A 21765-nucleotide genomic window follows, 5' to 3' on the forward strand; every position below is an offset into this window, starting at 1 on the left:
CAGTAAATTATTTTTATAACTTTACCAAGAATATAGCAAAATATGAGTAAAAAAAATATCATAACCCTAAAAAAACTGGCTCAGGATTTAGAATTATATATTTCAACAGTTTCCAGAGCTTTGAACGACCATTCTGATATCAGCGACGAAACAAAAGAGCGCGTTAAAGCTTATGCTAGCAAAGTGAAGTACGTTCCCAATCTCTTTGCCAAAGGATTTCGTTCTCACAAAACCAACATTATTGGGGTTATTATCCCGAATATAGAACACCGTTTTACATCGACCTTACTTAGAGGTATTATTTCGGCATCAGAACTCAACGGATATAAGGTTATTATTTGTGAATCATTTAATAGTGATGCAAAACAATCCGAATTATTAGAAACGATGATTCAGTTTGGAGTTGATGGTGTTTTATTGTCCTTAACCAAAAAAACCAAAAATGTAGATGAGATTCTCGAAATGATGAAGCATATTCCGCTTATATTATTTGACCGAATTTCGAATAAAGTACCCTGTACACAAATTATCATTGATGATGAAGAAGCCGCTTTCCAAGCAGTAGAGCATTTGATCAATACAGGCAAAAAAAGAATTGCTATCATCAAAGAGACAGACAGTTCCAATGTGTCTGAAAGACGGTATCAAGGTTACTTAAAGGCCTTGCGCAAACACAACCTAGAAGTTGATGAAAGTCTTATTATGAGCTCTGAAGATTTGTCTATCGAAGAAGGGCAACGTCAAACCAAAATATTATTGAGCTTACAAAATAGACCCGATGCGATTTTCACTATTATTGACGAAGCTGGAATTGGAGCAATAAAAGAACTTAAAAAAAATAAAATCAAAATTCCCAAAGAAGTTGCAGTTGTAGGCTTTAGTAATTCGACTTTCTGTACAATTATACAACCCAAGATGTCGAGCATTGATCAGCCTGGTAACCGAATTGGAGAGGTAGCTGTTAAGTATTTAATCGAAGAAATAAATTCAGATGAAACAGTACACCATAAAACCATCGAAATAAAAACCAATCTAATTGTTAGAAAATCATCATTTAATCCTTTGAAAAAATAAATTATCATTACAACGTTACCGATTTTCAAAACCTTTGAGCCTTACAGCCTTCGTGCCAAAATACAAACCTATTATAAAAAACAAAGGGAAACTCCGAACCACCAGAATTTCCCTTTGTAACCAAAAAAAAAAAAAAATATTAAAAAAACCAATTAATTCCTTCTACTAGTACATCATTTTTTGCTTAAGATTTTCTTCAATCTTAATCTCTCCAGAATTTTTAATGATATTGTCTTTTGGAGCTTGTCCTTTTTCTCCCCATAATACTGCAATTGCTGCAATTGGATTATTGGTAAAATTGTTATTTGCCAAAACTACATTTACAATTCCTCTAGTTTTAACCAAAATTCCGCTAGCTTCTTCTTTACCAGAATTGATAACTGTATTATTTTGAAAAACTAAATTTCCTCCAATTGTAGATTCGTCATAACCACCACGGTAGTAATCCAAAACACTTGATTGTATGGCGTCAAATTTTGAATTTTTGATATACACAAACTCAGCATTGTACTCTCCCAAATCTTCATCTTCGTCAGCTAAACGAATTCCTCTTTTACAGTTTTTAAAAACCGAATTATCAATCGAAATGGTATCTGCAAAAGCATCTTTATACGCATTCAAGACCGTATCAAAATCACTAACTTCAATATTATTTGCCCAAAGGTTATAAGCGCTTTTCATGTTTTTTTCTAAAGTTGCAAAAGCATATTGCTCTTTATTCCCTTTCATAATCAAATTCTCCACCACCAAGTTTCCTTTTGGCTCCATCAAAAAAACAGGACTTTTGGCGGCTCCTAAATACAAAAGCGTTGCTTTGCTCTTTTTATCTTTGGCCTTAATGGTTATTGCCTTATTAATAACTAAAGATTCATTAAGCGTATAAACTCCTTTTTTCAATTCGATAATAGTTCCAGCCGCAGCAGCTTCCAACGCAGACACTAATTCTTTAGCAGTCCCAACTTTTATCGTTTTTGAAGCCTCTGCTTTTTTCTCTGTCGAAAACCAATTGGTTCCGTAGTCTTTTGCAGCAATCGTTCCTTTGCTATTATCTACTGGTAACACTAGAGCTCCAATCGCATTTGAAACTGTTCTGTCCTTTCCAAAAATATCTTTTTTGATGTTTTCAAAATCAAAACCTTGGTAAGCGTCAATATTATTGGCTGTTGGAACATACAACCAATCGGATATCTTAGTTACCGAAAAATTCTCTGTTTGGATTCCTTTGTCTTTTACATCACTATTATTAGGACTGTTTAGAATGTTATTTTTAAACAAAACACCATCTACTTTGTCGTATGCTTTTACCGGAAAATCATTGGGTGTTTGATTGTAAATAACATTGTTTGCTACTACAATTCTGTCTGGTCTAGCCGAACGAATTTCTGAAGCAGGAAGCACATCCTTTTTATCCATATTGGCACCAACACTAAACTGCCAGGGTGTAATACAATCTACAAAAGTATTATAGGCTATTACCGCATCGGTTACTTGATTGTAACGGTTTAGTGGTGATTTTGGAACGCCATTCATAACAGCCAATGCACTACGAAATTCTTCTCCTTTTATTTTGTAAAAATAATTATTAGTAATCCAATGACCCGTATTTACAACGCGAACACCTCCCATGAAATCAGACTTTTCATCTCCTATAAATATATTCCCATCAATGGTACAGTAATTTCCGTGACGCAACACCAATGAACCTTCAGATTTGTAGAAAATATTATTTCGGTATTCATTATAATTTGATTTGTTCGAAATGATTTCAACTTCTCCGTCACATCTTTCGAATAAATTATGAGAAACTATAGTGAATGACGGAGCCATCGAAGTTCCACTATCTCCTATTTGAATGGTTTCACCGTGTGGCCCACCTTTTCTTGGTCTTGGCCCAAAATGATTGTTCGTAATTTGGTGGTAGTTATTTATATGTTCGTTTCCTTTCAATACCACCATAATAGTTGGTCCTTGATTGGATTTACCAGTAATGTAATTATGATCCAATTGATTGTTTCTTCCCCAAAATTCGATCCAGTGATCATCATTCACACGGTTTAACTGTGTAAAATCTTCTATTACACATTGAGTTACTTTACAATGGTTGGCTATATTTTTTTTATCAATATGAAAATCAATTATAGTACTTGATGGTGTGTATCCATTTCTAAAATACAATCCGCTTACCTCAAGGTAGGTTCCTCCTATTTTCAAATCAGAAACTCCTTCGATAAAAACCTTTCCAGAGGTTTCTGCTCTCAAAACAATCGGTGCATTTTGAGTTCCTTTTCCTGTAAATTGAATCTGAATATCTTTCCAAACTCCATTTGTCAGCACAATCTCGTCTCCAGCTTTTGCTTCTTTAATCGCCGCTTTTAACTCTTGTTGATTCGCAACTTTAGTACTCTTACCGGCATCGGTTGGACAAAACGAAAACAATAAAAAAATTACTCCTAAGAAAATTACCTTCTTCATAACGCTATTGACTTTTTTATTTTAATTACTTAATTTTAAAGAGAAATATTGTTTTTTAACTACTGTTAAAATAGTACCCTTAAATTACTTATCTTTACACAACTTAAATTGGTTTACCAGTTTGGGTTTCCAAATATAGACATAATTTATTGATTTCAATAGCATTTCTTTTAAAAAAATAAAAAATGACAAAACTATCATCAGCTACTAGAGCAAAATTAAAAACAGTAAGCACACCTACTCTTGCGACTTGTTTGTATAAAAAAGGATTTAAAAATCAGTTTATTCAAGATGTAAGACCTTTACAATTAGGCAAACCTACTATGGTGGGTGAAGCTTTTACTTTGCGATACATTCCCGCAAGAGAAGACCGCAATACGATCACAGTTTTTAGAAATGCCGATCATCCTCAAAGAGTTGCCGTTGAAACTTGTCCTGAAGGAAGTGTCCTAGTGATTGATAGCCGCAAAGATGCTCGCGCTGCATCTGCAGGAGATATTTTGGTCACTCGATTAATGATGCGCGGTGCTGCAGGAATTGTGACTGATGGCGGCTATAGAGATTCGGCATCTATTGCCAAATTACCTTTTTCGGCTTATCACAATCGACCTTCGGCACCTACTAATTTAACTTTACACGAAGCATTGGATATTAATATCCCCATTGCTTGTGGCGATGTTGCCGTTTTTCCGGGCGATGTGCTTGTAGGTGATGATGATGGTGTGATGGTTATTCCAGCTCATATTGTTGATGAAGTGGCTGATGAATGTGTCGAAATGACTTTGTTTGAAAATTTCGTTTTAGAAAAAGTAGCAGAGGGCAGACCTATTATAGGACTATATCCTCCAACGCATGAGAAAACATTAGTTGATTATGATGAATGGAAAAAGGAAAAATAGCCACCGATTAAAATGGTTATTACAGATCTATTCCGTTTAATCATTCTAATCGGTGGCAATAAAATATATAATCGTGATTTTTCTTAATTACCCAATTCCTTCATTTGAAAAGGCTCCATCAACAAATCTCATAATTTGATCAGGATTTTCATTTTTCAAAGCATTCGGCAATAAAAACGCAGGATAATCTTGGAAACAAACCGGACGTACAAAACGTTTTATAGCTTGTGTCCCAACCGATGTAGATTGCGGTGCGGTTGTCGCTGGATATGGACCGCCATGTACCATGGCATGACAAACCTCAACTCCTGTTGGATATCCGTTGATTAAAATTCGACCTACTTTTAATTCCAAAATCTCTAGGAGTTCTTTATAATTTTCTAAATCCATTAGAGTTCCATGAACCGTAGCTGTTAAATGTCCTTCTAAATTCCGAGCCGCTTTTAGAATTTCCTCTTTGGTTGTTGCTTCGACTAAAACTTGCGATGGACCAAAATTCTCTTCTGCCAATGATGGCGTTTTGAAATAAGTAGCAATGGCTGTTTTGAAAACAGTAGCTACTCCGGCATTTGCAGCACTAGCACCTTTACCATGAGCCAATTCAATAACGTTTTCAAGTGCTAATGTATTCTCAATGTTCTTTTGGTAGGTTTTACCTATTCCCGCGGTCAACATCGTTCCTGCAGGAGTTTCACTAATATTTTGAATTAACTGATTGTAGAACTCATCCGCACTAGCAGACTTTTGAATAAACGCTAATCCTGGATTGGTACAAAATTGCCCAACTCCCTGTGCTATTGAAACTGCCATTCCAGAAGCTATAGCGGTCGCTTTCTCTTTTAAAATTTCAGGTAAAATAAAAACTGGATTGGTACTTCCCATTTCGGCAAAGACTGGAATAGGTTCTGGTCTGGCATTTGCCAAATCAAATAAAGCTTTTCCTCCACCAAATGAACCAGTAAAGCCTACTGCTTTTATAGAAGGATGACTCACCAAGGCTGCACCTAATTCATTTGTATTTCCTTGTACTAAGGTGAAAGTCCCTTTTGGCATTCCACAAACAGCGATTGCTTTTTCAAATGCAGAAGCCACTAAAGCAGAAGTTCCTGGATGTGCTGGATGTCCTTTAAAAACTACGGGACAACCCGCAGCTAAAGCCGAAACAGTATCTCCTCCAGCCACAGAAAAAGCCAAAGGAAAATTACTAGCACCAAAAACAGCTACTGGTCCCAAAGGCAATAACATCTGGCGAATATCAGATTTAGGCAATGGTGCTCTATCTGGTTGTGCTTGGTCAATTTTAGCTTCTATCCAAGAGCCTTCTCGTACGAATGAAGCAAATAATTGTAATTGTCCAACGGTACGACCACGCTCTCCTTGTAACCTTGTCATTGGCAAAGCTGTTTCAAGATGACATCTTTCTAATAAAGCATCCCCAAGGTTTACAATTTCTTTACCTATTTGATCTAAAAAATCAGCAATAGCATTTTTATCTTTTTTACGATATACATCAAAATCAGTAACGGCTTGCTTTACAACTACATCCAATTCTAAGAGGGTTGTATTCAAAAAATTCCCTTCTAAAGGTTCTTCTGTAGCAGGATTAAACGCAAAAAATTCTGGATTTGTACTCATAGTGATATTATTTAATTCTTTAAAAAACTAATCATTTTATAATAATTAGAGTAGGCAAAGATACCCAAAAATAATGGTGTTTCCATAAACTGGTCAACCAATTTAAAAATTAACTTGGTTTTGAATCAAAAAAACAAGGACTACTAATACCGTAAAAAAATGGTAGAGAAAAATTGTATTCTTCAAAAATAAGTGAATTAACAAGCAAAAACATATTTCTTAAGATTTGATTGATAAATGACCACCGAAAATACCCTGTCAGAATAAAAAAATAAGTAAATTAGTCCATTGACTGCGTTTTTATAATCAAAAATAACTATTTATTAAACTTTTAATAATACCGGGAATGATAAAATTAACACCTAATTTAAACCCAAAAGGATGGGATGAGATGTTTTCTAAGGCTGGAGTGAGGGAACCTTATCGTCAAGTACTTGAAACCTTAGAGAGTTTAAACCTTGCACAACTTACTCAAAAACAAAAGCAGGCCTCAGATATTTTTATGAACCAAGGAATTACTTTTACGGTTTATAGTGACAATAACGAAGGGATCGAACGTATTTTCCCGTTTGACATTATTCCGAGAATCATAACTCAGGCAGATTGGCTAGAAGTAGAAACAGGTATTGCGCAACGATTAAAAGCGTTAAATTTATTTCTAGAAGATATTTACAACAACCAAAATATTATCAAAGACGGAATTGTTCCTGCTGCTTTGATTGCTTCTTGTCCACATTATTTACAAGAAGTACACGGAATTAAACTACCCCATGATATACATGTCCACATTGCTGGAATTGATTTGATACGCGGTGCCGACGGGGAATTTTATGTTCTGGAAGACAATTTGCGTTGCCCTAGTGGTGTGAGTTATATGCTTGAAAATCGAGAAATCACGAAACGCGTATTCCCTGAAATGTTCAAGAGCAACAACGTGAGTATGGTAGTGAACTATCCAATGATATTTCACAATATCTTGATTTCACTCTCTCCTAGAGCAATTTCGAACCCAAATGTAGTTTTACTTACCCCAGGAGTTTACAATTCCGCTTATTATGAACATACCTTTTTGGCACGTCAAATGGGGATTCCATTAGTCGAAGGTCGAGATTTAATTGTAAACAATAATAAAGTCTACATGAAGACTACTTCAGGTTTACAACAAGTGGATGTAATCTATAGAAGAATTGATGACGAATACCTAGATCCATTAGTATTCAAACCAGACAGTACTCTGGGGGTTCCAGGTCTTATAAGTGCCTATAAATTAGGAAATGTAGCACTAGTAAACGCAGTAGGAAACGGAGTAGCAGATGATAAAGCGGTTTATGTTTATGTTCCTGACATGATAAAATATTACCTGAATGAAGAACCTATTCTTAAAAATGTACCTACTTATCAAATGGAAAACAAAGACGAACGGGAACACGTTTTTGCTAACATGGAAAACATGGTCATTAAAGAAACCAATCAAAGTGGAGGTTACGGAATGATTATGGGAAATAAAGCTACCCAAGAAGAACTAGAAGCCGCAAAAATTGCTATTGTTGCCGATCCTAGAAACTTTATTGCCCAACCTATAATCCAATTAAGTACTGTACCTTGTTTTATTGATGGTGAATTAAAATTACGTCATGTAGATTTAAGACCCTATGCTTTATGTGGTCCCAAAGGAGTGGAAATTGTACCCGGTGGACTTACTCGTGTTGCCTTGACTGAAGGCTCATTAGTAGTCAACTCTTCACAAGGAGGGGGCAGCAAGGACACTTGGATTATGAAATAATTAATTGAATCTATTACACAATTTTAAACAACATTATATGGAAGTAAATATGCTTAGCCGCGTGGCGGATGGAATCTATTGGCTTAATAGATATATGGAAAGGACTCATGGAATGTTACTTACCTTAAACACTCAATACATTTTATCTTTCGACCAAGAAACTAATGACTATCAAGGCTATAAACCGCTACTAGAATATTATACCGCATTAACTACTGAAGAAATAAACAAGGTACAATACGATACTAACTTTGTTTTAAATTACATTATTTGTGATGCAAAAAACAACAACTCTGTCAAGTGCCTGATTACAAAGGCTCGCGAAAATGCCAGAGGTGCTCAAGATAAGATTACCAAAGAATTATGGGAACACATCAACTCGATGTACCATTTTATGAATGACCCAGAGCTGCCTAACCGACTAAAAACGGCCGAAGCAAGTGCAATATTATCTAAAATAAATAAAGATTTTTTATTATATAACGGGATATTTCACGTGACTATGCCACGTGGTATTGGTTGGAGTTTTTCTATCATCGGAAAAAATATCGAACGCTGTTTGCAAACCATTACTTTCACTCAGGCCTTTTACAAACCTATTGATTATAACTTAGAAGGGGAAGAAAATTTATTGTACTGGAGAAAGCTTTTGTTATCACTATCTGGTTATGAATTGTACATGAAGAGCTATAGCAATATTCCCCATAACCGTAAAGTAGTGCAACAAGTAATTTTCAATAAAGATTTTGCGCATTCAGTTATCTATACTTTGGGATTGATTGAAACCAGTTTGAATAATTTATTCAAGGACAATCATTTGAGCGAAGCTAGAACAATGCGAAATCATTTTGGAAGATTAAAGAGTGCGGTAGAGTTTACGGATTACCATAATTTAACAGATGAACAATTAGAACATATACTAGAGGATACAAAGACTCAATTATATAACTTTTCAGCTGATTTTTCTAAACTATTCTTTTCTTATACTTAAAAAAAATGGCAGTATTCAAAATCGTACACATCACAAAATATCAATACAATTGGCCTATCAAAGAGAGTATTAACGAAATACGTCTATATCCTCATAATTTTGTCAACCAAGATGTATTGCAATTTCAGCTTTTGATTACTAACAACCCAGAAGTGGCTGTCTCTACAGATAGTTTCGGGAATAAAGTCGGTAATTTTAGCACGCTTGAAAGCCATTCTGAAATGGTCATTGAAAGCCGTATGCTGGTACGCGTCAACCACTCGTTAAAAATTCCTGAGATTGACAATGATACTATACAAGATTTGCAAAAAGAAAAGCAAAAAAGTATCGCACTTCTCCGCTGTTCTTATCCTGAAGTCATTTCAAAACAAAATATAATTGACGAAATTCTTAACGAAATTGGCATTGAAAATAAATCCATTGTTACATTAGCGCAAGAATGTAGCGCCTATATTTACAATCGCTTTACCTATACCAAAGGGATAACTACCATCAATACTACAGTAGATGAAATTCTAGAAACAAGAGAAGGTGTTTGCCAAGATTTTGCACATGTATTACTACAACTATTGAGAACAAGAGGAATTCCTGCTCGTTATGTAAGTGGTTATATTTGCCCTAACAAAGCTGGATTAAGAGGAGAAGGAGCAACTCATGCTTGGGTAGAAGTTTTCTCCCCTTCGCAAGGCTGGCTAGGCATTGACCCTACCAACAACATTTGGACCATGGACAATCACGTCAAACTGTCGGTCGGTTTAAATTTTAATGACTGTACACCCGTAAAGGGAACTTTTAAAGGACTAGCCATACAATCGTTATCTGTTTTTGTGTCCATTGGATATGAAGATGGAAGGCATTTTGAAGAATTCAACGACGTGCAACAAGAGGAAATACCAGACGATGTGAAGGCGCAATTAGATTATATTGAACAAACTCGCCAGCAACACATACAACAACAATAACAATCTACATATTAAAAAAACAAAAAAGGCTACCTGGGATTATTCTCAGATAGCCTTTTTTGTTTTTTATAAAGTCTGTTTTTTAGTTTTTCAAATCTTTGATTACTTTGAAAGCAACATCAACTTGTTCTTCGCTCACTAAAATTGTAAATTCATTGGATGTTGATATAACCTCATTGATAATAATTCCTTCCCAAGCCAAACGTTGGAAAATGAAATAATAAATCCCTGGAATCACGATATTTTCTTTTGGCAATTTAACTGTAATTGATGCTAAATTGTCGATTTTTTGAAGTAATTTTTCGTTTACAAAGTGTTTATCTACTAGTGAATTCACACTGTTACTAACCACAATATTGATTTCATTAACCCCGCGAGAAGAAGTATAAAACACATCTGGAAAAGCATTGATGTCTGAAATTAATTCCGCTTGTTTATTCAAAACGGTTTCAGAAACTGCAAAGGCATAATCCGTCAAAGCAGAACGTACCGTAATCTCACCAATATTCTTGATTACCTTATTAATTTTATGGTTGAGTCTAAAGTCTAACTCCTCTGTTAATCGCTTTAGAGACATCACCACAGCTCCTTGTTTCACTTCTTTTCCAAATTCACTTTCTAGTTCTGACATGATATTTCTAGACAGTGATGTCAAATTAATAATCCCTAGAGATAAAGCGTTCAATAAAAATGGCTTTGTCTTAATGTAATTCTCTACAATTGACGATACAGTTTTCATAATCGATATAGGTATTTATACTTAGTTTTTATAGTTGTTTTTCTGCGGTCTGTTTTAAAAACTGGTGCAAAGATATATAAAAAACAATTTGTTACAAATATAACATGAAGATATTTGAATTAAAAATGATAAAAAGCGTCTGTAAGGTGTTCTATTACAAAGGAATTATATTCTTTATGGATAGAAATCACATCAAAACGAACATCAACATCTAGGTTTTTTGCGCATACGTATTCGTCTATAGCCCTTGTAAGTAGTCGGATTTTCTTTGAAGTAACCGCATCAATTGGTAAACCAATTTCTATTGATGAACGAGTCTTTACTTCAACAACAACCAGTATGTCGTTAATCCTACAAACTATATCGATTTCGGCCTTTTGAAAACGCCAATTGGTGTCTAAAATAGCATATCCGTTTTCTTTTAGAAAATTTGCAGCCATTTCTTCGCCTAATTTCCCTAATTCATTGTGTGCAGCCATATTTCAATTATATTAGTATTTTTCAAAAAAATAAGTAGAGAAACTAAGTATGTTTTAATTGCACAAATTACTCAAAAACTACGGTCGATTTAGTCGAATTTACATCAATTGTAACCACATTACCTAAAATTAAAGCTCGATTGTCTCGTATGTGTCCAGCAGGAAAATTAAAAATAATTGGAATGTTATATTTCTTGGTTACATCATCAATAATCTGCAACGCATTTTTACCCCAAGGAATATCGTTATCTTTCATAGTACTCATAGCACCTACCAGAATCCCTTTGATACTTTCGAGACAACCATTACGTCTTAGATTCATCATCATTCGATCCACATGATACAAATACTCGTCTAAATCTTCAATAAAAAGAATTTTGTCGCTACAATCAATAGATGATTGAGAACCAAACAAACTATATAAGATAGATAAATTTCCCCCTACGAGCTCTCCAGTTGCTACTCCACAGCGATTCATAGGATCGGATGGAATATCATAACTCAATTGTTCCCCAAACAATGATATTCGCATGCTTTCTACAGCTTCCTTAGTAGCTCTAGGGACAGTAATTGGCATTATACCATGAATCGATTTATAGCCCATGGTATTCAAATGATTGTGTAAAACGGTGACATCACTAAAACCTACAATCCATTTTGGACTTTCTTTAAACTTTGTGAAATCCAACAAATCAATGATTCGAACTGTGCCATATCCGCCACGAACACACCAAATAGCCTTGATATTAGGATTATCCATTTGAGTTTGAAAATCGGCGGCACGCTCTTCATCACTCCCTGCTAACTGGTTTTCTTCGAGTCCAATTGTTTTTCCTATACTAACTTCAAGTCCCCAACTGTGTAATAAATCAATCGAAGGTTTCAAATTATCAACATTGTTTTTTCGGGCTGTGGAAACAATAGCAACCGTATCCCCTTTTTGCAAGTAAGCAGGTGTAATCATAGTATTTTGAGATTGGCAATTAAAAATAGTTATCATAAAAAATAAAAGTACAAAATTGCACCTTTCCATTAAGGCTTTCGTAGGATAAAAAATAGGAATAAACATAAGGTGAAGATAAAATAAAAACTCCAGTTAATACAAAACCAGAGCAAAACAAATATACGTTTTTTTGAAAATAACAATTGAATTCTGATACTAATTTGTATTTTTACTAGACCAATACTCCTACAATGAAATTATTTTGTTTGGTTCTACTCTCCTTAGTAACGCTCTGTCAAGGGCAACCCAAAAAATACAGCATCCACACGGTTGCTTTCTATAATTTCGAAAACTTATTTGACACCATTAATAATCCCTTAACCAATGATGATGAATGGACGCCAAAGGGATTCCAACATTGGGACACCAAAAAATACAATAAAAAACTTCACAATTTATCCCAAGTTCTGGCTGAAATTGGCACAAATGAGAATACCAATGCTCCCACATTAATTGGTTGTTCAGAAATTGAAAACAGAAGCGTTCTCGAAGATTTAGTCAAGCAACCACTTATCATCAGCAAAGATTACGGCATTATTCATTATGATTCCCCCGACAAACGTGGTATTGATGTAGCGTTATTGTATCAAAAAAAATATTTCAAACCTACCTCCTTTACTAACATCCCATTAATTATCCACAATAAAGAGAGCAAACAAAGCCCCAAATCCGTAATCAAAGAAAACACCGAAGACGAACCCGAAATTAACTTTGACAACCATAGAATCTTCACTCGTGACCAACTCTTAGTAACAGGATTTCTCGAAAATCAAGAAATCCATATTATAGTTAATCACTGGCCATCACGCTCTGGCGGAGAAAAGAAATCCAGTCCGCTACGCGAAGCTGCAGGAGCTTTAAACCGTAAAATAATTGATTCCCTACAACGCATTAACCCAGAAGCCAAAGTAATTACCCTAGGCGATTTGAATGATGGCCCTTTCAATAATAGTGTCAAAAAAATGCTGAACGCCAAAGCCAAAAAAACAGAAGTTCCCCCATTAGGAATTTTCAATCCATTTGAAGAAATGGCAAACCAAGGATTCGGAACCATTGCGTATAGAGATTCTTGGGATATTTTTGACCAAATATTAATGACACAATCATTAATTCAAAATAATTTCTCCCAATTTCAATTCTGGAAAGCTGGTATCTACAACAAACCCTTCCTTATTACAACTTCCGGCCCCTACAAAGGCTATCCAAAACGACATTCCAACACCGAAATTGGCTATAGCGACCATTTTCCAGTTTACATATATTTGATAAAAGAAACCAAATAACAATATTAGCAACAGAATTAGAGTATTCGCACAACCGTTCCGGGAACCAAGTTGACACTAATTACACGAAATAACACGAATTTGGATGTTCAAAAATTTCAAGAAGTTAACAATATCATCAAAATTAGTGTAATTGTATTTCTAGAATCACTGAATTTGGTGCAAATTCGTGAAATGCGTGTCCAAAAAAACTCATGCTTTTGCCTTCACTAACCGTATTAGGCTTTCGCTTTTTGCCATCCTTTTTAGTACCTTAGCAAAACAGACTAAAAAAGACAAAATGGCCATAGCAAAACCCTTCAACCTCCATAAATGGATTGACGAAAACCGTCATTTATTAAAACCACCTGTTGGAAATCGCAATCTATACAAAGAGTCAGGCGATTATATTGTCATGATTGTTGCTGGGCCAAATGCCCGTAAAGACTACCATTACAACGAAACCGAAGAGCTTTTCTACCAAATAGAAGGCTCCATCAAAGTCATCATTCAAGAGGATGGGCAACGCAAGGAAATGACCCTCAACGAAGGCGATATGTACCTGCATCCAGCACAAATTCCACATTCACCCGTTCGCTCCGAAGGTTCCATCGGACTCGTAATTGAGCGCAAACGCAAGGGTCTCGGACTCAAAGACGGTTTGCTTTGGCACTGCGACAACTGCAACCATAAGTTATATGAAGTCCACTTTGAATTACAAGACATCGAGAAAGATTTCCTAGAACATTTCAGGCATTTCTACGGTTCCGAAAAACTGAGAACCTGCGACAATTGTGGCACCACAATGGAAACCGACCCTAGATTTATATAATATTTTAAGGAGCCAATTCCCGCTCCCGACGCTTCGGGACGCTTTAGTCCTCCTTCAAAACGCATTTTTTACTAGGTCGCTACAGGAGCTTCTCCCGAAACGTCGGGATGGTCGCTCTGTAGCTCCCGTAAAAAAGAGCATTTTTAAGTCGGGGCTACCGCTACTACCGGGACTAAAGAACTGCTCCCATCAACCTTCTTATTAAAAAATATGACTACAATAGCCCAAAAATTCGGAATAGAACAAGCCTTAAAACAATTAGGAGTACACGATATCAATGCGGGAACCTCAACAGGAAACCAATATTTTGCCTCCGGAGAAGTCCTAGAAAGCTACTCTCCAGTTGACGGTCAATTGATTGCCAAAGTAAGCATAACAACTCCAGAAGAGTATCAAAAAGTAATGCAAGCCGCAACCCAGTCTTTCCAAACTTTTAGACGAATACCCGCTCCCAAACGAGGCGAATACGTTAGACAGTTTGGAGATAAACTCCGTCAAAACAAAGAAGCTTTAGGAAAACTGGTTTCTTATGAAATGGGGAAATCCCTCCAAGAAGGCTATGGCGAAGTTCAAGAAATGATCGATATCTGTGATTTTGCCGTAGGACTTTCGCGCCAACTACACGGACTCACCATGCATTCCGAACGTCCTGGCCACCGCATGTATGAGCAATATCACTCACTAGGAATTGTTGGTATTATTTCCGCCTTCAACTTCCCCGTTGCCGTTTGGGCTTGGAATACTGCTTTGGCATGGATTTGTGGAGATGTTTGCATTTGGAAACCCTCAGAAAAAACGCCCCTTTGCGGAATTGCTTGCCAAAACATCATTGCCGAAGTTTTAAAAGAAAACAACCTACCCGAAGGTATCTCTTGCCTGATTAACGGAGAGGCTACCGTGGCCGAAATGATGACAAAAGACGCTAGGATTCCATTAATTTCCGCTACAGGCTCAACCCGAATGGGAAAAATAGTTGCACAAACCGTTGCCGCTAGATTGGGGAAAACATTATTAGAATTAGGAGGTAACAATGCCATCATCGTTACTCCAGATGCGGATATTAAAATGACAATTATTGGCGCTGTTTTTGGCGCGGTAGGAACCGCAGGCCAACGCTGTACCTCCACCCGACGATTAATTATTCATGAAAGTATCTATGACACAGTAAAACAAGCTTTAACTAGTGCTTACAAACAAATCCGAATAGGAAATCCGTTAGACGAAAATAATCATGTTGGTCCAATAATCGATAAAAAATCAGTAACTCAATACCAACAAGCTTTAGAAAAAATAATTACCGAAGGAGGAAAACTAATCGTCCCTGGCGGTGTACTTACTGGCGAAGGATACGAAAGTGGTTGTTATGTGCAACCCGCCATTGCAGAAGTAGAAAATAGTTTTGAAATTGTTCAATCTGAAACATTTGCTCCTATTCTTTATTTAATAAAATACAGTGGTACTTTAGAAAATGCTATTGCACTACAAAACGGAGTTGCTCAAGGATTATCCTCAGCCATTATGACTAACAACCTTCGTGAAGCAGAATTGTTCTTATCTGTAGCAGGTTCTGATTGCGGAATTTCCAATGTCAACATTGGAACTTCTGGTGCTGAAATTGGGGGTGCTTTTGGTGGTGAAAAAGAAACAGGAGGCGGAAGAGAATCTGGTTCTGACGCTTGGAAAGTCTATATGCGGCGACAAACCAATACGATTAACTACACCACAAGTTTGCCATTGTCACAAGGGATAAAATTTGATTTAGATTAATACCTATTATACCTGAAAATTTTGAATTAAATTATAAATTTGTTTAGTATAAGCTCACAGAATTTTATAAAAAAAGGCAATTGAAACGAATCAATTGCCTTTTTTTATGTTGTTAGTGTACATTTACAAATTAAATGACAACCCTATATTAAACACAAATTGATTGTTTAAATTTTGAAACCCAAAAGTTGTTGGATCGTATTTAGCAATAGGAATTCCTATTTCGCTAAATATCCCAAAACCATCTGAGAAAAAATAACGAGTACCTAAATGGGCTCCAAAATTTTTCAAACTCAAATCTAAACCAGGATAGACATCCCATTTAGGATCTAAACTCAATACATTTCCTATGTTTGCATTGAAGCGAACTTTAGCATCAAACCGATCACCAAAATTAGGTTTTTCACCTAGTCCATTTTCACTCACAGAGAGTAAATAAGAAGTTACGAAACCAAAAGACATATTTGCTCCTAATCCGAAATCCGTAGACAAACGAATACCAGAGCCCCTTTCTTGAATATTAGCAGCAACATCAAATTTTGTATCTCCTTTACCTTTAAACGCTTGAGCATTCATAAAAAAAGCAGTTGACAATAATAATAAAGTAAAAATCTTTTTCATAATTTTCATATTAGTTAATAATACACTCACAAATCTAAACAATAATTCTAATTCCTACCTTTTTCCCCAAAATATAATTGATTTAATGGTTCACTTTGCCAAAAACTCTTAGTATCCACATCCATAATCGTCAAAGGCCCTTTAAAAGCGGCTCCCGTATCAATATTCCAAACACAGGCTTTTTGTACAGGAACTGTTTTGTTAATTCGGGTTACTGGAGTATGACCTATATATATTTCATTGTACAAGGTTAATCTTTTTGGATATAATAAATCATTCGGTTTTAGGGTTGGATTTAACGACAAAGCCGTTTCCCACAAAGTTCTATCCCAGTAAAACGCTTTAGCAAAATACTCATAACGTATTCCGTTCATATTAGTAAAACCTGCATGAACAAACAATCGGTTTTTTTCATCCAAATAATAATCCTCTAATGAAAGTAAAAAATCAATGTGCAATTGTTTCCGTACTTTATCAACTTCCTCATACGCTAGCGCAGTAGCTTCGCCTCCGTGTTCGTACCAAAGTTCGTTATCTTTTCCGTCTTTGAGCCAATGCAATAACAACTCGTCATGATTTCCTCTGATAAAAACACAATTATTTGTTGATTTTAACGCTATCAAATAGTCAATAACTTGGGGGGCTTGACTCCAGCCATCTACATAATCCCCGAGAAATATCAAGGTATCATTTTGAGTGACATTTGCTCTTTCTATAACTTGGTGCAAGGCACGCAAACCTCCATGAATATCTCCTATTACTAATGTTCTCATTGGTATATCTAAATCTTAATTACAAACGGTACTTCTCCACATTTTTATAAAAATAAGAAAAAGAGTGATGTTGGACGTTTATTTTATTACTTTTTTTGAAAAAGAAACAAAAGATCCTAATCAACATAAAACTTCATTACACAATTCACTATTTAAACAACACAAAATGAAAGTAAAAAAACACCTGCTTTTGGTGATTGTTTCTTTTGAAGCTGCAGACTAACTTTACGCAAAATCATGAAACCAATAAATCATTAAGACAAGGACCTGAATTTTAAATAAAATTTCATTTATTTAAATACTTATTACATGCCTATACGTTAAATTTTAATTAAATTAGCAATAATTAAAATACCATCAAATGCATAAATTTTGGACTCTTGTCATTATTATCTTTTTTCCAATATTTCTTTTTCCTCAAACTAAAATTGACTCTTTACTGAATGAATTAGATGCAACTATTGATAACAGTCAAAAATATCGAGCCAAAAAAGAAGCAGAAATTAACAAGCTCAATGAGCTATTAAAATACACTTCTACAAATGTTCAAAAATATGCGATTTACGGTAAGCTTTATGGAGAGTATCGTTTTTATCAATCAGACTCAGCTTTAAGTTACGCAAGAAAAAATTTAAGAATTGCAAATCAATTAAAAGATGTAACCAAAATTAATACGGCCAAATTGAATCTCGCTTCCATAATGGAAACATTGGGGATGTATAAGGAAGCTACCGATATTCTAAACAAAATTGACATTCAATCAACTCCGAAAATCAAAGGAACCTATTTTGGAGTAAGTAGTTCTTTGTACCTTTCCATGTCCTATTATGCCGCTTCGGCTGAAGAAAAAAACAAGTATATCTTATTACGAAAACAGTATAGTGATTCCATTCTGAAATTCTATCCCGTTGAATCAAAATCACATCTTTTCACCAAATCCAATCAACTTATTGATAGCGGAAAATACCAAGAGAACCTCGATTTGTTACTCAATTATTTTCCTAAAATGAGTGATACCGATACCGATCAAGCGGTTGTTGCCTATTTAATTTCCCAAACCTATCAACATAAGAAAGACTATGAACTTGAAAAAAAATGGCTCATCATCTCTGCCATTTCTGATTTACGTTTAGAAAAGAAAGAATACATTTCGTTACGCGCCCTTGCTTTTCTTTTATACAAAGAAGGAGACATTGACCGTTCATATACCTACATCAAACGCTCCTTAGAAGATGCGCTATTTTGTAATGCTCGTTTAAGAACTTATGAAATCTCCCGGATGATGCCCATCATCAACGAAGCCTATGAAAAACAAAATGAGACCAATCACAATCAACTTGTTTTGTTCCTAGTAAGTGCTAGTGTACTCTCCCTTATTCTCCTAGCTATTTTATTTTTATTTTTTAAACAAATAAAAAAATTAGCCAGAGCAAAAAGAGTCATTAGTATTGCCAACAAACAGTCAATAGAGTTAAACCAAGAACTAAAAATAATTAACGAAAAACTAAACGAAACCAATACAACTTTAAAAGAAGCCAACCTCGTTAAAGAAATTTACATAGGTCGCTATATGGATCAATGTTCGACCTATATCAGCAAATTAGATGGTTACCGACGAAAATTGAATATTATACTTTCAAGTGGTAAAACAAAAGAACTGGCTCAAGTAATAAAGTCCCAGGATTTTATAGAGGTTGAATTAAGAGAGTTCCATAATAATTTTGACAAAACTTTCTTGTTGCTTTTTCCAAATTTCATTGAAGAATTTAGTAATCTACTGACCGACAAAGAAGATATTAAACTAAAAGCGGGAGAATTAATGAATACTGAATTACGAATCTTTGCTTTGATACGTTTGGGAATTTCAGATAGCGTTAAAATCTCCGAATTTTTGCGTTATTCTTTATCAACTATTTACAACTACAGGACCAAATTAAGAAACAAAGCTTTAGGACCTCGCGATGAATTTGAAGTCAATGTTATGCGCATTGGAACCAATAAATAATTATTTCTCATTTTTTAAAAAGCTCGTTTTATTCTCTTTTTGAGCATAAAACGAGCTTTTTCACACTACAGAACTACTACTTTTTTTTGTTCAAAAATAAAATCAATCCCTTTGCCTGCAATAGATTACAACGACAACACTACTACATTCACTACCAAATCCGTTTAATAATAAAAGGGCGGCGAAAATCAATCTAAATTTGGGTTATTGAAGATTTCTAAAGCAATTTATTAATACATTAACTAAACCATAATGAAGTACTTTCTATTAACCACCTTAGTCTGGCTTGCCTTAATTCCTATCGCAATCGGACAACAATTAAAGTCTCCCAATCAAAAACTACAAATGGAGTTCACTTTGCAAAAAGATGGAACACCAACGTATATCCTAAATTACAAAGACAAAGCGGTAATCAAAACCAGTAAACTAGGATTGGAACTAAAAAATGATGCTAAATCATTATTGAATGACTTTAGTATCATCGAAACTAAAACAACTACTTTCAACGAAAGCTGGACACCAGTTTGGGGAGAATGGGCTACTATTCAAAACCAATACAACGAATTAGCGGTCACTTTAAATCAAAAAGGAACCGACAGAAAATTAGTGATTCGTTTTCGCTTGTTTGATGACGGACTTGGATTTCGCTACGAATTTCCTTCGCAAAAAAACCTGACCTACTTTGTCATCAAAGAAGAGAGAACGCAATTTGCTATGGCTGGAGATCATACTGCTTTTTGGCTTCCTGGAGATTATGACACTCAAGAATACGACTACACTACTTCTAAATTATCTGAAATTAGAGGACTTACTAAAAAAGCGACTACTGACAATGTATCACAAAAATCATTTTCGCCAACTGGAGTTCAGACTTCTTTAATGTTGAAAGCGGATAATGGCTTGTACATCAATTTACATGAAGCTGCCCTAATCGATTACTCCTGTATGCATTTGAATTTGGATGACAAAAACATGATTTTTGAGTCTTGGTTAACACCTGATGCTAATGGGGATAAAGGATACATTCAAGCCCCAGGGAAATCGCCTTGGCGTACCATCATCGTCAGTGATGATGCCAGAGAAATTTTAGCTTCCAAAATGACTTTGAACCTTAACGACCCTTGTAAAATAGAAGACACTTCATGGATTAAACCCGTTAAATATATCGGTGTTTGGTGGGAAATGATTACAGGAAAAAGCAGTTGGGCTTATACCGACGATTTCACTTCTGTAGAACTAGGTGTTTCAGATTATTCGAAAGCAAAACCAAATGGAAAACATGGAGCAAACAATGAGAACGTAAAAAAATATATTGATTTTGCTGCATTACATGGCTTTGATGCTGTTCTTGTCGAAGGTTGGAATACAGGTTGGGAAGATTGGTTTGGGCATTCAAAAGATTATGTGTTTGACTTTGTAACACCTTACCCAGACTTTGATGTAAAAGGGATTCAGGCTTACGCCAAATCAAAAGGAGTAAAAATGATTATGCATCATGAAACTTCGGGTTCTACTCGTAACTACGAACGCCATATAGACAAAGCGTACCAATTCATGAAAGACAATGGGTATGATGCTGTAAAAAGTGGTTATGTAGGGAACATTTTGCCAAGAGGCGAAAACCATTACAGCCAATGGATCATCAACCATTACCAATATGCGATTGAAAAAGCAGCTGATTACAAAATTATGGTCAATGCCCATGAAGCAGTTCGCCCTACTGGAATTTCTAGAACCTATCCTAACTTAATTGGGAATGAATCGGCTAGAGGAACAGAATACCAATCTTTTGGAGGTAACAATCCAAATCACGTTACGATCTTGCCTTTTACTCGTTTGGTAGGTGGACCGATGGATTACACTCCAGGGATTTTTGAAATGAATATCAGTAAATTAAATCCGGAGAACACCTCTCATCTGAATAGTACTTTGGCCAATCAATTGGCATTGTATGTGACCATGTACAGCCCTTTGCAAATGGCTGCCGATTTACCAGAAAATTACAATCGCTTTCTAGATGCTTTTCAGTTTATAAAAGACGTAGCAATTGATTGGGATGACAGTAAATATTTAGAGGCAGAACCAGGCGAATATTTAACTGTCGCTAGAAAAGCCAAAGGAAACAACAATTGGTTTGTAGGGAATGTAAATGGAAATACACAACGTACTTCTACCATTAAATTTGATTTCTTAGAGAAAGGAAAAAAATACATAGCAACTATTTATGCAGATGCTACCGATGCCAATTACAAAACCAACCCACAAGCCTACACTATTCGAAAAATGAAAGTCACTAATAAATCAAAATTAACTCAATTTTCAGTTCCTGCAGGAGGGTATGCCATCAGCATTATCGAAGTGAAATAGCGTTGATAATTATGAAATCCATCAAGAAATCACTAAATTAATAGTAGTTCTTTTGGATGGTTCATGATTAACGTTCGTTAAATCATTTATTTAATAAAACA

Annotated in this window: 17 protein-coding genes; 10 read left to right on the forward strand and 7 right to left on the reverse strand. The window is 35.3% G+C overall.

The features are described 5' to 3' along the window. Positions 1 to 42 precede the first annotated feature (42 nt). Positions 43 to 1074: a LacI family DNA-binding transcriptional regulator gene (locus ABZP37_RS02975; RefSeq protein ID WP_366185501.1), complete on the forward strand. Its 1032-nt coding sequence runs from the start codon at positions 43 to 45 to the stop codon at positions 1072 to 1074. Between the two features lie 165 nt (positions 1075 to 1239). Here the strand turns inward: ABZP37_RS02975 and ABZP37_RS02980 are convergent, their stop codons facing one another. Next, positions 1240 to 3546 (reverse strand): chondroitinase-B domain-containing protein, encoded by a 2307-nt coding sequence (locus ABZP37_RS02980; RefSeq protein WP_366185502.1) that lies wholly within the window; start codon positions 3544 to 3546, stop codon positions 1240 to 1242. A gap of 185 nt (positions 3547 to 3731) precedes the next feature. On the opposite strand from ABZP37_RS02980, the gene ABZP37_RS02985 reads away from it, so the two are divergent. Next, positions 3732 to 4445, forward strand: coding sequence for a ribonuclease activity regulator RraA (locus ABZP37_RS02985; RefSeq protein ID WP_366185504.1), 714 nt, complete (start codon positions 3732 to 3734; stop codon positions 4443 to 4445). A gap of 87 nt (positions 4446 to 4532) precedes the next feature. Here the strand turns inward: ABZP37_RS02985 and ABZP37_RS02990 are convergent, their stop codons facing one another. Further along, a complete protein-coding gene (locus tag ABZP37_RS02990; protein WP_366185506.1) occupies positions 4533 to 6080 on the reverse strand; it encodes an aldehyde dehydrogenase (NADP(+)) in 1548 nt (515 codons plus the stop codon). 346 nt (positions 6081 to 6426) lie between these two features. On the opposite strand from ABZP37_RS02990, the gene ABZP37_RS02995 reads away from it, so the two are divergent. From ABZP37_RS02995 to ABZP37_RS03005, 3 genes are read left to right on the forward strand one after another with little or no spacing between them, the layout of a single operon-like run. Then, the gene (locus ABZP37_RS02995) at positions 6427 to 7863 is read left to right on the forward strand and encodes a circularly permuted type 2 ATP-grasp protein (RefSeq protein ID WP_366185508.1); all 1437 of its coding nucleotides are present in this window, start codon (positions 6427 to 6429) and stop codon (positions 7861 to 7863) included. 37 nt (positions 7864 to 7900) lie between these two features. Then, positions 7901 to 8854 (forward strand): alpha-E domain-containing protein, encoded by a 954-nt coding sequence (locus ABZP37_RS03000; RefSeq protein WP_366185510.1) that lies wholly within the window; start codon positions 7901 to 7903, stop codon positions 8852 to 8854. 5 nt (positions 8855 to 8859) lie between these two features. Next, the gene (locus ABZP37_RS03005) at positions 8860 to 9816 is read left to right on the forward strand and encodes a transglutaminase family protein (protein ID WP_366185512.1); all 957 of its coding nucleotides are present in this window, start codon (positions 8860 to 8862) and stop codon (positions 9814 to 9816) included. An 82-nt stretch (positions 9817 to 9898) separates the two neighbouring features. On the opposite strand, the gene ABZP37_RS03010 is transcribed toward ABZP37_RS03005, so the two are convergent. From ABZP37_RS03010 to ABZP37_RS03020, 3 genes are all read right to left on the reverse strand, one after another. Beyond that, positions 9899 to 10555 (reverse strand): aspartate kinase, encoded by a 657-nt coding sequence (locus ABZP37_RS03010; RefSeq protein ID WP_366185514.1) that lies wholly within the window; start codon positions 10553 to 10555, stop codon positions 9899 to 9901. Positions 10556 to 10674: 119 nt separating this feature from the next. Continuing rightward, the gene (locus ABZP37_RS03015; RefSeq protein WP_366185516.1) at positions 10675 to 11034 is read right to left on the reverse strand and encodes a YraN family protein; all 360 of its coding nucleotides are present in this window, start codon (positions 11032 to 11034) and stop codon (positions 10675 to 10677) included. Positions 11035 to 11101: 67 nt separating this feature from the next. Next, positions 11102 to 11998, reverse strand: coding sequence for an LD-carboxypeptidase (locus ABZP37_RS03020; RefSeq protein ID WP_366185518.1), 897 nt, complete (start codon positions 11996 to 11998; stop codon positions 11102 to 11104). Positions 11999 to 12228: 230 nt separating this feature from the next. Between ABZP37_RS03020 and ABZP37_RS03025 the strand changes: the two genes are divergently transcribed. The 3 genes from ABZP37_RS03025 to ABZP37_RS03035 all read left to right on the forward strand — a co-directional run bounded on the left by ABZP37_RS03025 (position 12229) and on the right by ABZP37_RS03035 (position 15898). After that, complete coding sequence (locus ABZP37_RS03025) at positions 12229 to 13320, forward strand: endonuclease/exonuclease/phosphatase family protein (protein WP_366185519.1); 1092 nt, start codon at positions 12229 to 12231, stop codon at positions 13318 to 13320. 280 nt (positions 13321 to 13600) lie between these two features. After that, complete coding sequence (locus ABZP37_RS03030) at positions 13601 to 14131, forward strand: 3-hydroxyanthranilate 3,4-dioxygenase (RefSeq protein ID WP_366185521.1); 531 nt, start codon at positions 13601 to 13603, stop codon at positions 14129 to 14131. Positions 14132 to 14341: 210 nt separating this feature from the next. Then, complete coding sequence (locus ABZP37_RS03035) at positions 14342 to 15898, forward strand: aldehyde dehydrogenase family protein (protein ID WP_366185523.1); 1557 nt, start codon at positions 14342 to 14344, stop codon at positions 15896 to 15898. A gap of 123 nt (positions 15899 to 16021) precedes the next feature. On the opposite strand, the gene ABZP37_RS03040 is transcribed toward ABZP37_RS03035, so the two are convergent. Both ABZP37_RS03040 and ABZP37_RS03045 read right to left on the reverse strand, forming a co-directional pair. Then, positions 16022 to 16519: a DUF6646 family protein gene (locus tag ABZP37_RS03040; protein ID WP_366185525.1), complete on the reverse strand. Its 498-nt coding sequence runs from the start codon at positions 16517 to 16519 to the stop codon at positions 16022 to 16024. 47 nt (positions 16520 to 16566) lie between these two features. Then, positions 16567 to 17292, reverse strand: a complete 726-nt coding sequence (locus ABZP37_RS03045) for a metallophosphoesterase family protein (protein WP_366185526.1) — start codon at positions 17290 to 17292, stop codon at positions 16567 to 16569. Between the two features lie 361 nt (positions 17293 to 17653). On the opposite strand from ABZP37_RS03045, the gene ABZP37_RS03050 reads away from it, so the two are divergent. Together ABZP37_RS03050 and ABZP37_RS03055 are read left to right on the forward strand one after the other, a co-directional pair. Then, the gene (locus ABZP37_RS03050) at positions 17654 to 19297 is read left to right on the forward strand and encodes a DUF6377 domain-containing protein (protein ID WP_366185527.1); all 1644 of its coding nucleotides are present in this window, start codon (positions 17654 to 17656) and stop codon (positions 19295 to 19297) included. A 252-nt stretch (positions 19298 to 19549) separates the two neighbouring features. Then, a complete protein-coding gene (locus ABZP37_RS03055; protein WP_366185529.1) occupies positions 19550 to 21664 on the forward strand; it encodes a glycoside hydrolase family 97 protein in 2115 nt (704 codons plus the stop codon). The last annotated feature ends 101 nt before the right edge of the window (positions 21665 to 21765 follow it).

The organism is Flavobacterium ovatum (assembly GCF_040703125.1).
GTDB classification, from domain to species: Bacteria; Bacteroidota; Bacteroidia; order Flavobacteriales; family Flavobacteriaceae; genus Flavobacterium; species Flavobacterium ovatum.